Origin of the sequence: Promicromonospora sp. NPDC057138 (assembly GCF_042670845.1) — a bacterium.
Classification (GTDB): Bacteria; Actinomycetota; Actinomycetes; order Actinomycetales; family Cellulomonadaceae; genus Promicromonospora.
In genome coordinates, this window is sequence record NZ_JBHUUX010000092.1 from 1 (window position 1) to 18,325 (window position 18,325).

Annotated in this window: 17 protein-coding genes; 6 read left to right on the forward strand and 11 right to left on the reverse strand. The window is 73.5% G+C overall.

What is annotated here, in order from left to right; translation table 11 throughout:
- Positions 1 to 66: 66 nt before the first annotated feature.
- Both ACFT2C_RS27205 and ACFT2C_RS27210 read right to left on the reverse strand, forming a co-directional pair.
- On the reverse strand, positions 67 to 558 hold the full coding sequence (locus tag ACFT2C_RS27205; RefSeq protein WP_377210221.1) for an ArsR/SmtB family transcription factor: 492 nt from the start codon (positions 556 to 558) through the stop codon (positions 67 to 69).
- Complete coding sequence (locus ACFT2C_RS27210; protein ID WP_377210222.1) at positions 559 to 1,203, reverse strand: SRPBCC family protein; 645 nt, start codon at positions 1,201 to 1,203, stop codon at positions 559 to 561. It lies immediately after the preceding gene.
- 155 nt (positions 1,204 to 1,358) lie between these two features.
- Between ACFT2C_RS27210 and ACFT2C_RS27215 the strand changes: the two genes are divergently transcribed.
- Positions 1,359 to 2,039, forward strand: a complete 681-nt coding sequence (locus tag ACFT2C_RS27215) for a GNAT family N-acetyltransferase (protein ID WP_377210223.1) — start codon at positions 1,359 to 1,361, stop codon at positions 2,037 to 2,039.
- Between the two features lie 138 nt (positions 2,040 to 2,177).
- Here the strand turns inward: ACFT2C_RS27215 and ACFT2C_RS27220 are convergent, their stop codons facing one another.
- Both ACFT2C_RS27220 and ACFT2C_RS27225 read right to left on the reverse strand, forming a co-directional pair.
- Positions 2,178 to 2,573: a hypothetical protein gene (locus ACFT2C_RS27220; RefSeq protein WP_377210224.1), complete on the reverse strand. Its 396-nt coding sequence runs from the start codon at positions 2,571 to 2,573 to the stop codon at positions 2,178 to 2,180.
- An 80-nt stretch (positions 2,574 to 2,653) separates the two neighbouring features.
- On the reverse strand, positions 2,654 to 3,781 hold the full coding sequence (locus ACFT2C_RS27225; protein ID WP_377210225.1) for a trans-sulfuration enzyme family protein: 1,128 nt from the start codon (positions 3,779 to 3,781) through the stop codon (positions 2,654 to 2,656).
- A gap of 59 nt (positions 3,782 to 3,840) precedes the next feature.
- Between ACFT2C_RS27225 and ACFT2C_RS27230 the strand changes: the two genes are divergently transcribed.
- The gene (locus ACFT2C_RS27230; protein WP_377210226.1) at positions 3,841 to 4,311 is read left to right on the forward strand and encodes an Lrp/AsnC family transcriptional regulator; all 471 of its coding nucleotides are present in this window, start codon (positions 3,841 to 3,843) and stop codon (positions 4,309 to 4,311) included.
- Positions 4,312 to 4,369: 58 nt separating this feature from the next.
- Here the strand turns inward: ACFT2C_RS27230 and ACFT2C_RS27235 are convergent, their stop codons facing one another.
- The 3 genes from ACFT2C_RS27235 to ACFT2C_RS27245 form a co-directional block, all read right to left on the reverse strand.
- Positions 4,370 to 5,557, reverse strand: coding sequence for a serine protein kinase RIO (locus tag ACFT2C_RS27235; protein WP_377210227.1), 1,188 nt, complete (start codon positions 5,555 to 5,557; stop codon positions 4,370 to 4,372).
- 269 nt (positions 5,558 to 5,826) lie between these two features.
- Positions 5,827 to 8,070, reverse strand: a complete 2,244-nt coding sequence (locus ACFT2C_RS27240) for a serine/threonine protein kinase (protein WP_377210228.1) — start codon at positions 8,068 to 8,070, stop codon at positions 5,827 to 5,829.
- A 123-nt stretch (positions 8,071 to 8,193) separates the two neighbouring features.
- Complete coding sequence (locus ACFT2C_RS27245) at positions 8,194 to 9,204, reverse strand: hypothetical protein (protein ID WP_377210229.1); 1,011 nt, start codon at positions 9,202 to 9,204, stop codon at positions 8,194 to 8,196.
- 399 nt (positions 9,205 to 9,603) lie between these two features.
- Between ACFT2C_RS27245 and ACFT2C_RS27250 the strand changes: the two genes are divergently transcribed.
- A complete protein-coding gene (locus ACFT2C_RS27250) occupies positions 9,604 to 11,505 on the forward strand; it encodes an ATPase (RefSeq protein WP_377210230.1) in 1,902 nt (633 codons plus the stop codon).
- Here ACFT2C_RS27250 and ACFT2C_RS27255 read toward each other — a convergent pair.
- Both ACFT2C_RS27255 and ACFT2C_RS27260 read right to left on the reverse strand, forming a co-directional pair.
- On the reverse strand, positions 11,502 to 12,323 hold the full coding sequence (locus ACFT2C_RS27255) for a metal-dependent hydrolase (protein WP_377210231.1): 822 nt from the start codon (positions 12,321 to 12,323) through the stop codon (positions 11,502 to 11,504). The genes ACFT2C_RS27250 and ACFT2C_RS27255 overlap by 4 nt on opposite strands.
- 225 nt (positions 12,324 to 12,548) lie before the next feature.
- A complete protein-coding gene (locus tag ACFT2C_RS27260) occupies positions 12,549 to 13,040 on the reverse strand; it encodes a GNAT family N-acetyltransferase (RefSeq protein ID WP_377210232.1) in 492 nt (163 codons plus the stop codon).
- Between the two features lie 126 nt (positions 13,041 to 13,166).
- Here ACFT2C_RS27260 and ACFT2C_RS27265 point away from each other — a divergent pair, with 126 nt between their 5' ends.
- On the forward strand, positions 13,167 to 14,258 hold the full coding sequence (locus ACFT2C_RS27265) for an LLM class flavin-dependent oxidoreductase (protein WP_377210233.1): 1,092 nt from the start codon (positions 13,167 to 13,169) through the stop codon (positions 14,256 to 14,258).
- A 31-nt stretch (positions 14,259 to 14,289) separates the two neighbouring features.
- On the opposite strand, the gene ACFT2C_RS27270 is transcribed toward ACFT2C_RS27265, so the two are convergent.
- Complete coding sequence (locus ACFT2C_RS27270; protein ID WP_377210234.1) at positions 14,290 to 15,864, reverse strand: ATPase; 1,575 nt, start codon at positions 15,862 to 15,864, stop codon at positions 14,290 to 14,292.
- Positions 15,865 to 15,995: 131 nt separating this feature from the next.
- Positions 15,996 to 16,718: an SDR family oxidoreductase gene (locus ACFT2C_RS27275; RefSeq protein WP_377210235.1), complete on the reverse strand. Its 723-nt coding sequence runs from the start codon at positions 16,716 to 16,718 to the stop codon at positions 15,996 to 15,998.
- A gap of 102 nt (positions 16,719 to 16,820) precedes the next feature.
- Here ACFT2C_RS27275 and ACFT2C_RS27280 point away from each other — a divergent pair, with 102 nt between their 5' ends.
- The gene (locus tag ACFT2C_RS27280; RefSeq protein WP_377210236.1) at positions 16,821 to 17,474 is read left to right on the forward strand and encodes a TetR/AcrR family transcriptional regulator; all 654 of its coding nucleotides are present in this window, start codon (positions 16,821 to 16,823) and stop codon (positions 17,472 to 17,474) included.
- Positions 17,474 to 18,289 (forward strand): SDR family NAD(P)-dependent oxidoreductase, encoded by an 816-nt coding sequence (locus tag ACFT2C_RS27285; RefSeq protein WP_377210237.1) that lies wholly within the window; start codon positions 17,474 to 17,476, stop codon positions 18,287 to 18,289. Before ACFT2C_RS27280 ends, ACFT2C_RS27285 begins: the two co-directional genes overlap by 1 nt.
- Positions 18,290 to 18,325: the final 36 nt, after the last annotated feature.

An 18,325-nucleotide genomic window follows, 5' to 3' on the forward strand; every position in this document is an offset into this window, starting at 1 on the left:
CGTCAGGAGATCGGCAACTCGAGCTGCCGATCTCCTGACGTTCTACCGACCACCCTGGCTCGGGCCTCAGCCCGCCGCCTCATCCTCGGCGGTTCCGTTTCCGGGCGCGGCCCGACGGCGGTCCCGGCGTCCGCGGGCCAGCTCCGTCGCCAGCGCGTCAAGGGGCTGGGCGAACGTGTCCTCGAAGCAGGCGAGCCAGGCGCGGGCGGCGGCCATCCCGGCGTCGTCCACGGCGTAGAGGCGGCGCGTGCCCTCGGCGCGCACCCGCACCAGGCCGGCCTCGCGCAGCACCCTGAGGTGCTGCGAGATCGCGGGCTGGGTGATGCGCACGCGGGCCTGCAACGCCGTGACCAGGGCCCCGGCGGGCTGCTCGCCCGGGGCCAGCAGCTCCAGCAGCCGACGCCGGACCGGGTCGCCGAGCGCCTCGAAGACGCCCGCCCTCGCCGAGTCGAGCACGGCGCCGCCGTCGCGCGCGGTGCCGCCGGGGGGCTCAGCACCGCCGTCCGACCTGGGGCGACGCTCCGGCTCGGGGATGCCCGCCCGGGCGGTCGCCGGCACTCAGGACTCCGGTGGCGTGGTGTAGAACGCCAGGGTGCGCTCTTCGGCAGCGCGCGCCTGGGCGGCGTCCTCCCCGGCGGCGATGGCGGCGTCGGCCCAGGAGGTGCTCGCGAGCCGGGCGAACTCGATGCCCTCGGGCGAGACCGACCAGGCCTGGACCTCGGCCGGGTCGAGGCCGGCGCCGCCGGCGAGGTGCAGGCCGAGCCCCATGAGGCTGAGGTCCCAGCCGACGCCGGTGGCGCCCGGGCCGTACTGCGTCCAGAAGTCGGGGTCGACCTGTGCCTCGTGCACGAGCTCGAGGGTGGTGCCGCCGTCGGCCGGGGTGAGGTGGACGGTGAGCCAGGAGACGGTGTCGCCGAACTCCCAGGTGACCGCGAAGCTCTCGGGCGGGGCGCACCGTTCGACGGTGCCGCCCGCGTTGCCCTCGAGCTGGTAGCGGCCGCCGACCGTGAGGTCGCCGCTGACCGGGAGGAACCAGCGGGGGAGGCGGTCCGCGGAGGTCAGGGCGTCCCAGAGGTCGTCGCGTTCGGCGGCATAGGTGCGGCGGGCGACGGCGACCTTGGTCGGCACGCCGTCCCGGCTGCTGTCGCGAACCTCGCGGCTCACGAGACCGGCGGTGGTGGCGGGGTCGATGACGATGGGCATGCCGGGTCCTTTCATAAGCGGATACTTATGTTATGCCACGGGATCGGGGTGGGGGCAAGCGGTGGAGCGCACGCTCGGGGACTCTCCGGGCGAATAAAAAGTGTGCCAAGCGCCAGGCCGGTCCGGATGTCGGTGAGGCGGAGTAGGTTCCGAACATGGCCCAGATCGCCGTGCTTCCCGCGACCGCCGACCGGTTCGACGACATCGCCCGCGTCATCAACCCGACCGGGCGCGAGCAGGCGTGCTGGTGCATGCACTGGCGCCCGCCGGCCAAGGAGGACGTCACGACGCGCGGCGCCCGCCTGCGCGAGCTGACGGAGCAGGAGCCGGCGCCGGGGATGCTCGCGTACGTCGGCGCGGCAGGGTGCGCGGACGTCGGCGGGACCGACGTCGCCGGTATAGGTGCCGGCGGTATCGGTATGGGCGCTGAGCCGACGACAGGGGAGGGCGCCGAGGTCGCGGGCTGGCTCGGGTTCTCCCGGCGTTCGGCTGCGCGGTCGCTGCAGCGGTCCCGGGTGCTGCCCGTCGGCGAGCCCGATTCCTGGCCCACCACGTGGGTGTTCATGTGCGTGACCGTGCGCGTCGGTTTCCGAAGGCAGGGCGTCGCCCAGGCGCTGCTCGACGCCGGGGTCGACTACGCCGCGGCACACGGCGCGACGGCGCTCGACGCGTTCCCGGTCGAGCCGGAACCGGGCCGCCGCGTGCCCGTGAGCGCGGCGTTCGTCGGCACCGTCGGCATGTTCGAGCGGGCCGGGTTCGACCGGCTGGCCCCGACGGACGCCACGAGCGGCCGCCTGACCCGCTGGCACATGCGGCGCGAGCTCGCGCCGTCGTGAGCTGCCTGTCGCAACGTTCAAGCCGCACCTGAGGGTTGCGCGGGCGCAAGGGTCAAGCGGTACTTGAAGGTTGCCCACTCCGGGGGTCAGGCAGCACTCGAGGGTTGCCCGCCCCGAGGCTCGAGCGGCGCTCGAGGGTTACTCCTCGACCGGCACGACCACGCACAGCTCGAACGTGTCCCGGCCCCGGCGGAGCAGGTATCGCACCCGCTCCGCCGTCGCCTCCGAGGCGTTCTCGTCCTTGTAGCTCCAGCGCACGTCGACCCAGAGCAGGGCGTCGCCGACCTGCTCGACCGCGCGCACCTCCGGCACGGCGGCGACCAGTCCCTCATTCCGGTAGGCGGCGAGCGTGCCGGCGAGCCTGTCGCGCGCGGCCTCGGCGTCGGGCACCACGAGGGACCGCTCGGCCTCGACCACCATGGAGGGGTAGCCGAGGCTGTCCGTCACGGCTTCCAGGTCGCCCGAGCCGAGCGCGACGCCGTACCCGACGAGGAACTTGACCAGGTCGTCCTGGTCATAAGGAGTACTGGTCATCCCCTCACGTTAGGCGCCCGCCTCGTTGAGTGCTGGGTATTTGTCGGTCTGCCCCGTCGAATCCAACAAATAGCCAGCACTCAACGGCGGGAGTGGGCCAGGGCTTGGTCCAGGTCCTGCCAGAGGTCTTCCACGTCCTCCAGGCCTACCGACAGGCGGACCAGGTCCGGCGAGATCCCCGCGTCCTTGCGCGCGACCTCGTCCATGATGCGGTGGGTCAGCGACGCCGGGTGCTGGATCAGGCTGTCCACGCTGCCCAGGCTCACGGCCGGGGTGATCAGCCGCACGGCGGAGACCAGCGCCACCGGGTCGCCGGAGGTCTCGAACGAGACCATCGCCCCGCCGATGCGCGGGTAGTGCACCTCGGTCACCCGCGGATGCTCGGCCAGCCGCCGCGCCAGCTCGGCCGCCGTGGCCGACGCCGCGCGCACCCGCACCGGCAGCGTTGCCAGGCCGCGGAGCAGCTCGTAGCCCGCCATCGGGTGCAGCACCCCGCCCGTCATGAACCGGACCTGCCGCAGCGACCGGGCGAGCTCGTCGGAGCAGGCGATGACGCCGCCCATCACGTCGCCGTGCCCGCCGAGGTACTTCGTGGCGCTGTGCAGCACCAGCGTCGCCCCGAGGGTCAGCGGGCGCTGCAGCACGGGCGTGGCGAACGTGTTGTCCACCAGCAGGGGCACCGGGGCGCAGGCCTCGGCCAGCGCCCGCAGGTCCACCTCGCCGAGCGTGGGGTTGGCCGGGCTCTCGACGATCACCAGCCCGGTCCGGTCCGTGATGGCGGACGCCGCGTCCTCGGGCGACGCCCACGTCACCGAGGCGCCGAGCAGGCCGCAGTCGAGCAGGTGGTCCGTGGTGCCGTACAGCGGACGCACGCCGACGACGTGCGGCTTTCCCGCCGCGACCTGCGCCAGCAGGCAGGCCGACAGGGCCGCCATGCCGCTCGCGAAGGCGACGGCGGCCTGCGCCCCCTCCAGCTCCGCGAGGGCGTCCTCGAACCGGCGCACCGTCGGGTTGGCGACGCGCCCGTACACCGGCGGGCCGCCGTCGTCGTGCCCCGCGGCGAAGTCGTCCAGGCGCTCCGCCTCGGCCACGACGTCGTGCGACGGGTACGTGGTGGACAGGTCGATCGGCGGCGCGTGGAGGCCCAGGGCGGCCAGGTCGTCCTTGCCGGCGTGGACGGCGCGGGTGTTCCAGGAATGCGTGGTCATGGTGGACTATCGGCACTCGCGACGGCCGGCGGTGGCCAGGCGTGCTAGAAATTCGGGCCATGACCCAGAACGTGATCCTCGATTCGGTCGACCGCGCACTTTTGGCCGAGCTGCAGAACGACGGGCGGCTGTCCAACAAGGCGCTGGCGCAGCGGGTCGGCGTCGCGCCGTCGACCTGCCTCGCCCGCACGCAGCGGCTGCAGAACGCCGGGGTGATCCGCGGGTACCGCGCCGAGATCGACCCGGCCGCCGTCGGGCGCGGGCTGCAGGCCATGCTCATGGTGCGGCTGGCCACGCACTCCCGCCCGCTGCTGGGGCCGTTCGTCGAGTGGGTGCGCCAGCTCCCGCAGACCCGGGCCGTGCACCACGTGTCCGGTCCCGACGACTTCCTGGTCCACGTGGCCTGCGCCGGCACCGACGAGCTCCAGCGCCTGGTCCTCGACTTCACGGCCCGCGGCGAGGTGGGCCGCGTGCAGACCGACCTGGTGTTCTCCTCCTGGACCTGCGGCCCGGTCACCCCGGCGGGGTGACGTGTCAGACGTACAGGTCACCGGGGTGATCTGTACGTCTGACACGCGAGCTCGCGGGTCAGAAGGCCTGCGCCATGAGGTCGCCGAACAGGGCGTCCGGGTCGACGTCCAGGCCGCGCGCCGTGAACCAGGTGCACACCGTGCGGACGTCGCGGAGCAGCACCTCGCTCGCGAACGGGTTGGCCACCAGGTCCACGACCTGCGGGAGGTCGATGATGACGAGCCGCTCGCCGTGGGCCAGGATGTTGTACGGCGACAGGTCGCCGTGCGCGAACCCGAGCCGGGCCAGCACGGACATGCCGTGCGTGAGCTGCTCCCAGTACGACTCGAGCAGGTCGTCCGACGGGCGTTCCCGGGTCAGCCGCGGCGCGGCGACCGCCTGGGTGCGCCCGGCGTCGTCGGTCACCTCGGTGCCGATGAACTCCATGAGCACCTCGGTGCCGTCGATCTGCACCGGGTAGGGGACCGGCGCGCCCGCCGACCAGGCATCACGCAGGGCGACGAACTCGGCGTCGGCCCACTGGGTGGCGGAGACCGCGCGGCCCCACGCGGACTTGCGGTCCTCCATGGCGCGCTGGTCGCGCGTCCGGCGCGCCCGGCGGCCCTCGGTGTACTCGGTGCCGCGGTGGAACTGCCCGTGCTCCAGGCTGCGGTACCGCTTCGCGACCAGGAGGCAGCGCTCGGGCTCGCGGATGCGGTCACCGTCCATCGAGGTCGGGTCGCCCGATGCCGGGTCGTCCGACGTCGGATCGGCGCCGAGCGGGACCGCGCGCTCCATCAGGAACGCGTCCGCCTCCTTGCCGGTCTTCAGGATGCCGAGCTCGGTGTCGAAGGCGGCATCACGGGTGACGAGCCAGCCGGGCAAGGGCTCGGGCCCGCGCTGGCCCTTGGCGACGGACCGCCAGGTGGACCAGCGCTGCCCCGGCCCGGGCTGGACGGGGTCGGCGCCCTGCGCGCTGGTGCCGTGTGCGTGCGGGCCGGTCCCGTACGGATCTGCGCCCGGCTCAGCCGTGCCCGGCTCGTCGGCGAGCTCGCCGTCGTAGCCGGCAAGCTCGTTGCCGTACTCAGTGTCGTACTCGCCGACGTCGGACAGGTCCGCCTCGAACGTGCTCGGGTGCGGGCCCTCCAGGTCCTCGCGGCCGACTCGGCCGCGGCCCGACGCGCGAGCGGCCGGCCGGGTGTCGGACCGGTCGCCGTTCGCGGCGCGGATCAGGAGGGACTTCGGTGCTTCGGGAAAACGAGACAAGACAGTGCTCCTTGATGCCGGAGCACGGCCGGATCAGACCCGGGTGCTCCTGGTGACAGTGGCGTCTGCTGCCGCGAAGGCAGCCGCGCGAACGACGTCGTCCATGACTGCCTCCTTCCTGTCCGCACTCTCCGAGTGCCTGGTCCCCGAAGCATCGCGCGGGGAGCGCTTCTCGCTGGGCTGGCCGGTCATCGAGCGCCTCAAGGGTTGACCCGGTGACCGTGCGACGAGCATGCCACGCCCCTGCGCCGGCCCGCACCTGATTTAAGTCAGCTCCAGGGGAGGGCGTTCTCGACCCGTTCCCAGAGCGAGTCGCGGACGTCCTCGGTGGTGTCCTGGACGCCCTGCTCGAGGTCGTCCTGGAGCTGCTCGCGCTGCTCCTGGAACGACTCGCGCGCGTCCTGCGTGACCTGCTGCGTGTAGCCGACGACGCCCTGCACGGCGATCACTATCACCCACACCACGACCACCAGCCAGAACGGCCAGGCGCGCCCGCCGCGGCGCGTCCGCACCGCCCGGAACAGGTTCACGACGGCGGACGTCACGATGCCCAGCAGCGGGATCGACAGCTCCGCCATCCGCGGCGCCCACACCGGGTCGAGGTTCAGCGCGGCCACCGCGAGGTCGCCGAGCGCGACGAACAGCGGCAGCCCGGCCGCGTCGGGCATCGCGTCGAAACCCGGGACCAGGCGCACGAGCTGGTAGACCGCGAGGGCGAGCAGGATCCGCGGGACCCAGCCGATCAGCGCCGCGAACACACCGAGGCCGCCGCCCGAGTCGCGGCGCTCGTCGTCGCGGGCCTCCCGGTCTTTGCGGCGCGACGTCGGCGGGGCCGGCTGCGCCGGCGGCTGGACCGGCTGGACCGGCTGGACCGGTACGTTCGGCTGCGTGCCGATCGGGCCGGTCGGCCGCTGCATCGGGACGGGCGCCGGGGCGGGCGCCGTCCGCGCTCCCGGCGGCGGCCCCGGACGGTACGCGGGTGCCACCTGCGTGGCCTGCTGGTTCGTGACCGGCGTCATGCGCTGGGTCGGGCTGCCGGTCTGCCGGTGGAGGGTTGACGGCGTCGACGGGACGCCGGGGAGCGGCAGGCCGTGGCGCTGCCGGTAGGCGACCCAGCCGTCGTAGTTGTCCGCGTAGCCCTCGGGCGTGAAGGCCGGGATCCAGCGCATCGCGGCCCACAGGTAGTCCTTGATCTCGGCGGGCGCGCGCCCGCCGGCCCGCTGCGGCCCGACGGCGGACAGGTACACGGAGATGACCTCCTCCGCGGCGCCGTCGAACCCGTCGGCGTGCACCTGGTGCAGGCGGCCCATGAGCTGCTGGTCGTAGACCAGGTTGGTGACGGGCTCACCCTGCCGCACCGGGTTGGTCACGAGCGGGCTGGTGGGCGCGACGGTGGGAACCCCGGTGCCGGTGGTCAGCACCTCGGTGACGAGGCCCCGCTCGATGGTGGTGGCGTCGGCGGCGGCGAGCAGCGTCGGGTCGATGCGGGCGCTGTCGGTGGCGAGCTGGCCCACGGTGTGCGACAGATTGTGCAGCGGCGGGCGGTCCTCGGGCCGGTGCCTGGTCATGGCCAGGATGAGCGGCAGCAGGCGCTGGTCGACCGGTCCGACGTCGGCGGGCGTCAGGTCGCGGCCCGCGAAGTTGAGGTCGTTGGGCAGCTCGCCCGTGGCGAGGAAGATCAGCAGGAGGCCCAGGCTGTACACGTCCGAGCGGGCGTGCGGCTTGCGCACGAACAGCTCGGGCGCCATGTACGAGATGGTGCCGGCGGCGTGCGTCGAGGTGGTGGTGCCGTGCCCCTTGGCGATGCCGAGGTCGATGAGCACGTACCGGTTCGGCGCGGCGATGATGTTCGCCGGCTTCACGTCCCGGTGCAGGAAGTGCTCCTCCTGGAGCACCGCGAGGGCGTCGAGCACATCGTTCGCGACGCGCAGCACGTCGTAGGGCTGCAGCGGCCCGTTCGCGGCCACCCGCTGGGCCAGGGTCGGGCCCGGCACGAGCTCCATGGCGAACCAGGGCGTGGACGCCTGGAGATCGGCCATGACGAGCTGCGGGAACCCGCGCCCGGCCAGCCGCTCCAGCAGCGCCGCCTCGCCGACGAACCGGTCCAGCGACCCGTGCTCGGAGTTGGTCAGCACCTTGAGCGCGACCTCGCCGCCCTGCCCGACGGCGCGGTACACGTGCGCGAACCCGCCGTGCCCGAGCGATGCGCCCAGCTGGTACGGGCCGAGGATCTCGCCCGTCGCGGGGATCCGCGACGGGGCAGAGGCCACGGGGGCCGGCACGGGCGTCGGCGGCGGTGCGGAGTACCCCGCGCCGGTGTGTCCTCCGGCGCCCGGATACCCGGGCACGCCCGCCTGCCCGGCCCCGGTGGGCTGGACGATCCGCGTCGGCGCGGTCGGCGGCACCACCCCCGTGGGCGCCGGTGGCGGCGGCACGGCGGCGGTCTGGTCGCCACCCCAGGCCGGCTGGCCGGCGGGGCGTGCGGCCGGCATGCGGGTGGTCTCGTCGGACAAGCAGGGCTCCTCAACAGCGCACCGGAAACTACCGGTTGGACCTGGAAAATCTATCAGCGTCCCGCCGCCCTGCTCAGCGAAGTCCCGGATCTGTGACCCCGTTGCCGGCCGTTGCCCGGCGCGTTACCCGTTGCCGCCCGGCACGGCGTCCTCGAGCTGCTCGGTGACGCTGTCGGTCGCGTTCTGCTTGGCGTCCTCGACGCCCTGCTGAACCTCCTGCTCGACCGATTCCTTCGCGTCCTCCTTGGCGTCCTCGATGCTCTGGTCCACCTGGTCCTGGACGTCCTGCTTGACGTTCTCGGTGGCGTCCTGCGCGTATCCGACGATGCCGCCGACGGCGAACACCACGATCCATGCGACGATCGCCAGCCCGTAGGGCCAGATCGACAGCGACGTGTTCAGCGCGCGGATCGTGTTGAACAGGCCGGCGAGCGCGATGCCCAGCACGGGGATCGTCAGGTTGGCGGCCTGGTCGGACCACTCGGGGTTGAGGTTGAGCATCCCGAGGACGCCGTCGCCGATCCCGCGGAACAGCGGGAACTGCGAGACGTCCGGCATGACGTCGAAGCCGGGGACCAGCCGGACGAGCTGGTAGACGCTCAGCGCGAGCAGGATCCGCGGGATCCACGCCAGCACGGCGCCCGCCATCGAGCCGCCCTGGCCGGGGTCGTCGTCCCGGTCCCGGTCGCGGCGCGGCGTCGGCTGGTCATAGGGGAAGGGCGGGGCACCGGCCTGCTGGCCCGGCTGGCCGAATCCCTGGCCTGGCTGCTGCCCGTACCCCGGCTGCTGTCCATAGCCCTGAGCGGGCTGCTGCCCATAGCCCTGAGCCGGCTGCTGCCCGTAGCCCTGGGCAGGCTGCTGGCCGTAGGCGGCCTGGCCCTGCCCGTAGCCGGGCTCGCCCGGGAAGGCGCCGGGTCCCTGGGCCTGCGTGGGCTGCGCGGTCTCGTAGGGGCGGTACGGACGCGCGGGCGGCGGCGTCGCCGCCCGGTAGTCGCGGCCCTGGTCGGCTCCCTGCTGGGACAGCCCCGACGGGGGCAGTACCTGGGTCTGGTCGCCGTAGGCGCCGCCGGCCGGGGCCGGCGGCATCGCCTGGGTCTGGTCGCCGTACCCGGCGCCCGGGGTGCCGGGGCGCATGACCTGGGTCTGGTCGTAGGTCGCGCCGCCCTGGGGCGGGGTTCCCCGTCTGGATAGCTGTTCCGGGGATCCTGGCGTCTGTTCCGACTGGACCGCCCCCATCCGCTGGGTCGCGGCATACGATGACGGAGCGCCAGGCTGCACGTCCGGATGCCCCGGACGTGCGGGCGGCCGCTGGATCTGCGTGGGGTCGTCCGCCGGAGGGACTCGGCGGGTGGGCTCGTCGGACACGCGGAAAGCTCCTCGGTTGTTGTCCCGGTTTCGACACCTGTTTGCGCGAGAACCTACCAGGTGGGGCGAATGCCCCGTTGGGGTGGCCGGGCGGGCGAACATGTCCGACCCTTGCTTGCGGGGGCGAACCACGCACTGCCGCCGGCCCAGGAACTTCGGAGGAAAAGTATGAGCTCTGACACCGTGCCCCGCTGGCCCCGGATCGACGCGATCGTCCGGGAGGACGGCTCCGGTGAGGTGACGATCGACGGGACCTTCCACCCGATCAGCGCCGGCAGCCTGGAAGAGGCGCGCGTGGAGGTGCTGCGCCGGGTGACGGAGAACGCGGCACGGGTCGGCAGGCCTGTGCGGGCCTCCGCGACCGGGCCCGAGGGGCTCTGGAACCTGATCGTGCACCCGGACGGGACGGTGGTCCCGGAGGAGGACGAGCTCGCCCCGCCGTCGTCCCCGACGCCGCAGGCGCCGCCCGCCTCGGCGGAGCCGATGCCCGGTGCGGCGGGCCAGTCCGGCCAGGCGGACCAGGCCGGGCCGACGGCGCCCGGCCCCGCGTTCGAGGGGATGCCGGCCGTGGGCCTGCCCCCGCGGGCCGAGCCCGGCGCCGACCAGTTCGAGCCGACCGGCCCGGCGGACCAGCTCGCCGCGTCGAACGGCGACGGTCTTGGCCAGACCGGCACGGCGGACCCGCTGGGCGGGGCCGGCGCCGTCGACCAGGACCCCCTCGCCTCGGCGGTCGAGATCGACCCGGACGACACGGTGCGCCGTGTCCCGACGGCGCCCCAGGCGCCCAGCGGTGCCGGTCCCGAGGCGGACGGCGACCCCGGCGTCGCCGACTGGGTGCGCGAGAACGCGGACGGCGTCCCGGGCAGCACGCCTGGCAACCTCTCGGGCAGTGTGCCTGGTGACATGGCGGGCAACGGGGCGCGCTCCGTCTCGGGGCAGGTGAACGCGGCACCGGTGAACGCCGCGCCCGTGAATGGCGCACCCGTGAATGGCGCACCCGTGAACGCCGCGCCCGTGAACGGCGCACCCGTGAACGCCGCTCCGGTGGACGCCGTCCCGACCGCCGGGAGCCCCGGCGCGGGAGCCGGCCTGTCCGCGCCGCCGTCGGACCCGGCGCAGGCCGGTGAGCCGGACGCCCCGCGCTCGCGGCGCGAGGCACGCCAGTCGTTCCTCACCCACCAGCAGGACGAGGACCCGGCCACCCACGGCTTCCGCGGGATGCTGACCCGGATGGGCATCCGGGTCGGGCCGAGCGAGGCGGAACGGGCCGAGCGGGCCGACGAGCGCGCCGTCAGCCAGCACTGGCCCGGGCCGCGCACCATCTCGATGGTGAACGGCAAGGGCGGGGCGGGCAAGACGCCGTCGACGGTGCTGCTCGCCGCGGTCTTCGCGCAGTTCGGCGGCGCGGGCGTGGTCACGTGGGACAACAACCAGACGCGCGGCACGCTGGGCTGGCGCACCGAGCAGGGCCCGCACGAGTCGACGCTGCTGGACCTGCTGCCGCAGACCGACCGGCTCCTGGGCCCGTCGGCGCAGGCCGCGGACCTCGCGCGGTACGTGCACCACCAGACGCGAGACCGGTTCGACGTGCTGCGGTCCAAGCCGATTGCCATGGCGAACGAGCAGCGCATCGAGCCGCAGGACGTGGACGCCATCCACTCCGTGCTGTCGAAGTACTACCGGATGATCCTCATCGACTCCGGGAACGACGAGTCCGACCCCATGTGGCAGCGGATGATCGACCTGACCGACCAGCTCGTCGTCGCCACCACGACGCGCGACGACCACGCGGAGGCCGGGGCGCTGCTGCTGGAGGCGCTCGCGACCCGGGACGGGCGCTCGGCGTACCTGGCGCAGCAGGCGGTGGTGGTGGTGAGCCAGGCCGACCAGAAGGAGTCCGCGGGCGAGCTGGAGAAGGTCGCCGACGGGTACCGCTCGCTGGCTCGCGAGGTGGTCACCATCCCGTTCGACCAGGCGATGGTCGACGGCCACCTGCGCTACGGCGCCCTCCGCCCGGAGACCCGCCGGGCCTGGCTGGCGGCGGGCGCCGCGATAGCGGGCGGCCTCTAGCCGGGGAAGACCGCGACGATCTGGTTCCAGACCGCCATGGTGTCGTAGCCCATCTCGTCCAGCAGCGCCCACACGATGCCGACGATCGCGTAGAGCGACACCGGGATGAGGAAGATCCACTCGCGCACGGAGCCGGCGTCGCCCAGGATCGGCAGCGCGAGGTTGCCGCCGGACTTCCAGAGCATGTCGAACTCGATGCCGCGGCCGTTGCGCATCCAGAACGGGGACCGGAACTTCAGCGGCCACAGCAGCGGCACGCCGGCGGTGGTGATCATGTCGCCCAGGATGTGCACGACGCAGCCGAGCGCCACGCTGAACGGCATCCAGTACCACTCCTCGGGCGCGAAGATCGCGATGAGCACCGCGAGGACGACGGACGTGGTCCACGGCAGGATCTTGGTGTCCCGCGTGATCTTGAGCGCCTTGAGGGCGAACGCGACCAGCAGCACGCACATGATGCCCGGGCCGATCAGGATCGACCCGATCTCCTCGTTGCCCGTGTCGACGCTCAAGAAGCTCAGCGCCCACGCGATCGCCGTGAACACCGCGACGCCGAGGATCGAGTGCGTGCCCTTGCGGTGCCCGCCCGAGACGGTCTCGATGCCCTTGACGACCACGTCCGAGACCGGGGACAGCGAGTTCGCGATCGTGCCGGAGTGGTGGTCGGCGTCGGGCAGCAGCGCGGCACCCGCGCAGACAAGGGCCCCCGCGATGACCCCGGTCTCCGTCACGGGGTACCAGCCGAAGGCGATCGGCGTCGACGCGGTGACTGCTACCCAGGCCGCGGCTCCCGTCGCGGCGTGGTGGCCTCCCATCATGGTGGTGTGTGCTCCAGTTCCCGGGTTTTCCCCGACTCGGCGGACGTCACATGCAGACGTGACGGATATGGCTTGTTTGCCCAGGTTCGTCCTCGGCGGAGCAAACCCTAGCGCGGCCCACCGACACCGCCGGCGGGCATGCCCGAGCTCCTGGTGGCAGGGCCGAGCCAGGGCAGTGAACCAGGTGGGGCGGTCGAACGGGGGGAGGGCGCGCCGAGCGAGCGGTCAGGCGCCCGTCACGTACGCGTAGTGGTGGAAGTGCTGGTCACGCACGAAGCCCTCGGACTCGTACAGCCCCTGCGCCGCGACGTTGTCCCACGCGGTGGCCAGCGAGACGCGGATGGCGCCGGCGTCCTTGGCGCGGCGGCACGTGTCCTGCACCAGCGCGCGCCCGGCGCCCGTCCCGCGCGCGGCGGGCGAGACGAACAGGTCGTTCAGGACCCACGACCGGCTCAGGCTCACGGACGACCAGGTCGGGTAGCTCTGCGCGAAGCCCACCAGCTCGCCCTCGGCGGTGTCCGCCGACGGCGTCTCGCCGTCCTCCGGCGTCAGCACGGCGACCAGGAGCACGCTGTCGCCCGACGCGCGGCGGGCGGCCAGATAGGCACGCGCCTCGGCGTCGGGCACGTCCTGGTCGTAGAACCTGAGGTACTGGCGGAAAAGGTCGACCACGGCATCGACGTCGTCGTCGGTCGCGGGGCGCACATCAACAGACACGCTGGCGATCATGTCAGGCCCGAGGGGGTCGGCGCCATGACCTCCCGCGATACCGGGGCGATCCCGTGCGTGACAAGTGCGTGACAGGCAGGAACACGCCGGAGGCCGGAACGGTTGACAGAGGCGATGAATACCCAGCCACGCTTGTCCGTCCTTGACCTCGTGCCCGTCCGCTCGGGCCAGACCAGCGCCCAGGCCCTCGCGGCCTCGCTCGAGCTGGCGGCGCTCGCCGACCGCCTCGGCCTCGAGCGCTACTGGTTCGCGGAGCACCACAACATGGCGGCCGTCGCGGCGTCGTCGCCGCCGGTCATGATCGCCGCGGCCGCCGCGCGGACTTCCCGCATCCGGGTGGGATCGGGCGGCGTGATGCTCCCGAACCACGCCCCGCTCGTCGTCGCTGAGCAGTTCGCGGCGCTGGAGGCCATCGCCCCCGGCCGGATCGACCTCGGCATCGGCCGGGCCCCGGGCAGCGACCCCGTGGTCACGTCCCTGCTGCGGGCCACCGGTCCGACGGCGGACGTGGACCGGTTCCCGCAGCACGTCACCGACATCCTGAGCCTGATGGGGCCCGACGGCGCCCGCCTGCGGCTGGTCTCGGGCGACATCTACGACGTGCGGGCCACGCCCGCCGCCGGGAGCGTCCCGACGGTGTGGCTGCTGGGCTCCAGCGACTACTCGGCGCGCCTGGCCGCCGAGCTCGGCCTGCCGTACGTCTTCGCGAACCACTTCTCCGGCCAGGGCATGGACCAGATCCTCGCCCTGTACCGGGACGGCTACCGCCCTTCGGCGGAGCACCCAGAGCCGCGCACGTTCCTCACGGCCAACGCGGTGGTCGCGCCGACGTCGGACGAGGCGCACGACCGCGCCCTGCCGCAGCTGCGGCAGATGGCGAGGCTGCGGTCCGGCCAGAAGCTGGGCATGCTCGAGACCGTCGAGGCGGCGGTGCGGGCCACGGCCGACGAGCCCGCGAACGGCATGCTCGCCCAGTCCATCGAGACGATGCGGGAGCGCTGGCTGATCGGTGACGCCGAGCACGTGGCCGGCGAGGTGCGCGGCCTGGCGGAGCGGTACGGCGTCGAGGAGGTCATGGTCGTGCCCGTCGCCGGCTCCCGCGAGGACGAGCCACTGGACGCGACCCCGGGCCGCGCGCAAACCCTAGAACTCCTGGCAACCCACTTGGCTGTGGGCGCGATCGTTGCGCCTAAGACGGGCGTGTAGACGCAACGATCACGCCCACAACCAAGGGTGGTCAGAAGCCTCGGGCTAGCGCAGCGCCCGCCGCCAGCCAGGCGCGGCGGGTGAGCGGCCGCAGCGCGCGGTAGACGAGCTGGCCGTCCACCATGGCCGGGTCGAACGGGATGGTGACGACCTCGCGCGCCAGCGAGCGGTACCCCTGGGCGACGCGCCGCATGTCCGCGGCCGTCGCCTTGGGGTCCGACTGGCTCACGACGACCACCGCCTTGCGCGCCAGCTCGGCCATGTGCTCCCCGCGGTTGGCGAGGGCCTCCAGGAGCAGGGCACCCGCCTCGGCGTGGTCGTCGCGCGTGCTGGTGGCCACCACGAGCTGGTCGGTGTGGTCGATCATCCGCAGCCACATCGGGTCGGACTCGTCGTTGCCGGAGTCGATGAAGATCATCCGGTAGTACTTCGCGAGCACCGCGTGGATCGCGTCGACGTCCTCGGACGAGATGCGCTGCTCGTGCGCGAGCGCCATCGGCTTGGACCGCAGCACGTCGAACCGGTCGCGCGACTGGTGGTGCACGAACCAGGCGAGGTCGGCGAGCTGCGCCGCCGGGCCCAGGAAGTGCTCAGTCTGCGGGATCAGGTCCAGCAGCGTGGACTCGTGCGGGCCCTGCTCCGTGCGCCAGCCGAGCGTGCCGCGCGTCTGGTTGTTGTCCCACGCGACGACGCCGGAGCCGCCGTGCGAGGAGAACACCGCCGACAGCAGCACCGTGGCCGGCGTCTTGCCCGCCCCGCCCTTGCCGTTCACTATCGAGATCGTGCGGGGCCCGGGCCAGTGCTGGCTCACCACCTTCTCGTCCGCGCGCTCGCCGCGCTCGGCCTCGTTCGGCCGCACCCGGAGCCCGATCCGGGACAGCGCGCCCCGGAAGCCCTGGGTGGCCGGCTCGTCGAGCCGGTCCTTGGTCACGAACGACGACCGCCGGCCCTCGCGGCGGGTTCCGTCGGGCGCGGGACCGGGGCCGAACGGGGACTCGCGGTCGGTCTCAGGGGCCGGCGGGCTCCCGGCGCGTCCCATGACGCTCGCCCGGCGGGGCGCGAGGGACTCCGCGGACGGCTGGGGACCGGACGGCGTCAGGCCGGGCAGCGCGCCGGACTGCTGCTCGGCGACCTGGGCGGGCCGGGAGCCCGGCGCCGGCGCCGACGCCGGAAGCGACATCGACGCCGGACCTGCGGCGAGACCCGGCAGCTGCCCCGACATCGGGCCCGGCGCCGGTCTCGCGAGGTGAGCCGGCGCCGGCGCCACCGGCGTCGGGACGCTTGCCCGCCGCGGCGCGGCCTGCGCGGCCTGGGCGGCGTGGGCCGCCTGGGCTGCCTGCGCGGCGCCCGCGCCGCCGTCCTGCACCACGCGGCCGTCCGGGTAGACGGTGAGCCCGGTGAGTCCCTCGGGGCCTTCCGCCTGGACCTCCACGGCCAGCCCGATGCTCGTCGAGTACTCCGTGATCAGGCGCATCACCTCGCTGCGCGCCTCGCCCAGGCTGTTCCCGTAGACCGGCACCGTCTGCCCGTCGACGGTCACCCGTCCTGAGCCGTCGTCGCGCACGACCGCCTCGGCGCGCGGCCACCCCGCGGTTTCGACGCTCACTGCGCGCCCCCTTCTCCGGTCGCCCGACATCGTTGTGGCGTGGGTCATGAACGCGGCCAGGGTACCGGTGACTTTCACCCCTCGTGTTTCGCCTTCCGCTGACCCGCGCCGACGCCGGCGTCCGGGGGGCCTCAGGCGGCCTTCAGGCGGGCGCCGCCGTCCGCCTCGATGACCGTGCCGGTGAGGTTGGGGTTGGTGGCGACGAGCGCGACGACCTCCGCGACGTCGTCGGCGGTCGCGATCCGGCGGGTCGGGAGCTCGCTCGCGACGCCGTCGAAGAACGCGCGCCGGTCGGCGTCGGGGACCATGCCCCACCACGGCGTGTCGACGTAGCCCGGCGAGACGCCGTTGACCCGGACCGGCGCGAGCTCGGCCGCGAGCGGGGCGACGAGGGCTTCGACGGCGGCGTTGACCGCCGCGAGCCCTGCGGTGCCCGGCATGCTGGCGCGAGCCGTGATCGCGCCGAGGAGCGTGATCGACGCGTTCTCGGCGAGGTGCGGCAGCGCGGCGTGCAGGACGGTGAGGTGAGCCCAGAACTTGCCGTCGAAGGCCCGCCGGAGAGCGGCGAGGTCGAGCTCGGCGAGGCGCCCGGCGCCCTCGCTGCCGGACAGCGTCAGCACGAGCCGGCCGACCGGCGCCCGCTTCGCGGCGAGCGAGGCGACGGCGGCGGCGTCCAGCGCGTCGACGACGTGCGTCGCCACGTCCGTCCCCGCGTCACCGAGGGCGAGCCGGGCGTCGTCGAGCCGCTGTGCCGACCGTCCGGCGATGTGCACCTCGTCGCCACGGGCGACGAGGAGGCGGGCGGTGGCGAGCCCGATGCCGGAGCTGCCGCCGATGATGAGCGTGGTTGTCATTGCGAGCCTCCTGATATGTGAAACGGTGCGTGTCCATAAAGGTAGCCCTCATCCGAGAGAATTGCGAACCGCTGCGTTCCCTAAAGGGGTAGGGTGGTCCGCATGACGACGGAACCGACCGCCCCACCGGCGGCCCGGCGCGGCCGCAAGCGGAGCGAGGAGGGCCGCCTCGCGATCCTGACCGCCGCGTACGAGCAGGTCACCGAGGTCGGCTACCACGCCCTCACGATCGAGGGCATCGCCGCGCGGGCCGGGTCCAGCAAGCGCACGGTGTACCGGTGGTGGTCGCACAAGGCGGACGTGCTGCTGGAGGCGCTCAGCGTCAAGGCCGACCTCCGGATCTCGACATCCGACCACGGCTCCTGGGCCGCGGACCTGTCGGCGTTCCTGGCCGACTCCTACGCGCTGGCGCGCGTACCCGGCCTCGCGCCGGTGCTGCGGGCGCTCATGGCCGAGGCACAGATCGACCCCGGGTTCGGGCAGCGGTTCCGGGACGGGTTCCTGACCCGTCGGCGCGCCGCGCTCGCCACCCTGACCGACCGCGCCGCCCGGCGCGGCGACCTGCCGCCGACCGACCCGGAGCTCATCGCCGACATGGTGTTCGGCACGTTCTGGTACTGGCTGCTGGCCCGCGACGAGATCCCGGCCGATGCGCTCCTGGACGGGCTGACCGACCTGCTCACGGGGCCCGCGAACCCCCCGGGCGGGGGCGCGCACGAGAGCACACGAGACACTCGAGACACTAAGGAGCACTGATGACGACACGCGTGATCGCACTGACCGGAGCGACCGACGGCCTCGGGCGTGCGCTCGCGGCACGCCTCGCGGACCGGGCTGACCACCTGCTGATCCTGCACGGCCGCAGCGCCGAGCGGCTGGCCGCGCTCCGTGACGACCTGCGCGGCCGCGCCGCCGAGGTCGCCACGGTGCGGGCGGACCTGTCCGAGATGGCGCAGGTGCACGTGCTCGCCGCCGAGATCGGCTCGCTGACCGAGCGCCTGGACGTGCTGGTGAACAACGCGGGGATCGGCGGTGGCGAGCCCGACGGCGTGGACCGGCGGCTGACGCCCGACGGCAACGAGCTCCGGTTCGCGGTCAACTACCTCGCGCCGTTCGCCCTCACGCGCGACCTGCTCCCGCTGCTGCGAGCCGCCGCGCCCGCGCGCGTGGTGAACGTGGCCTCCCTGGGGCAGGCGCCGGTCGACGTCGACGACCTCGCCTTCGAACGCGGCTACGACGGGAAGCGGGCCTACGACCGGTCCAAGCTGGCGCTGATCGCCGACGGCTTCACGCTGGCGAGCGAGCTCCCGGCGCGGGAGGTCACGGTGAACAGCCTGCACCCCGGCACCTACATGCCCACGAAGATGGTGCTGGAGAGCGTCGGGCACAGCATCGACTCGCTGGAGACCGGCGTCGAGTCGACCCTGCGGCTCATCGAGGACCCGGAGCTGGACGGCGTCACCGGACGCTTCTACGACCGCCTCCGGGAGGCCCGGGCGCTGCCCGACGCCTACCGCCCGGACTTCCGCGACCGCCTCCGCGCGGCAACCGAGAACCTGGTAGCGATGTAGGTGGTCGGCAAAAGGTCAGGTGATCGGCAACCCGAG

What these genes read in the sequence shown, in the direction of transcription:
- ACFT2C_RS27265 (WP_377210233.1), top strand. Translation starts at nt 13,167, where the DNA reads ATGAATACCCAGCCACGCTTGTCCGTCCTTGACCTCGTGCCCGTCCGC.
- ACFT2C_RS27255 (WP_377210231.1), bottom strand. Translation starts at nt 12,323, where the DNA reads ATGATGGGAGGCCACCACGCCGCGACGGGAGCCGCGGCCTGGGTAGCA.
- ACFT2C_RS27215 (WP_377210223.1), top strand. Translation starts at nt 1,359, where the DNA reads ATGGCCCAGATCGCCGTGCTTCCCGCGACCGCCGACCGGTTCGACGAC.
- ACFT2C_RS27225 (WP_377210225.1), bottom strand. Translation starts at nt 3,781, where the DNA reads ATGACCACGCATTCCTGGAACACCCGCGCCGTCCACGCCGGCAAGGAC.
- ACFT2C_RS27230 (WP_377210226.1), top strand. Translation starts at nt 3,841, where the DNA reads ATGACCCAGAACGTGATCCTCGATTCGGTCGACCGCGCACTTTTGGCC.
- ACFT2C_RS27275 (WP_377210235.1), bottom strand. Translation starts at nt 16,718, where the DNA reads ATGACAACCACGCTCATCATCGGCGGCAGCTCCGGCATCGGGCTCGCC.
- ACFT2C_RS27245 (WP_377210229.1), bottom strand. Translation starts at nt 9,204, where the DNA reads ATGCGCCCCGGCACCCCGGGCGCCGGGTACGGCGACCAGACCCAGGCG.
- ACFT2C_RS27220 (WP_377210224.1), bottom strand. Translation starts at nt 2,573, where the DNA reads ATGACCAGTACTCCTTATGACCAGGACGACCTGGTCAAGTTCCTCGTC.
- ACFT2C_RS27285 (WP_377210237.1), top strand. Translation starts at nt 17,474, where the DNA reads ATGACGACACGCGTGATCGCACTGACCGGAGCGACCGACGGCCTCGGG.
- ACFT2C_RS27250 (WP_377210230.1), top strand. Translation starts at nt 9,604, where the DNA reads ATGAGCTCTGACACCGTGCCCCGCTGGCCCCGGATCGACGCGATCGTC.
- ACFT2C_RS27210 (WP_377210222.1), bottom strand. Translation starts at nt 1,203, where the DNA reads ATGCCCATCGTCATCGACCCCGCCACCACCGCCGGTCTCGTGAGCCGC.
- ACFT2C_RS27280 (WP_377210236.1), top strand. Translation starts at nt 16,821, where the DNA reads ATGACGACGGAACCGACCGCCCCACCGGCGGCCCGGCGCGGCCGCAAG.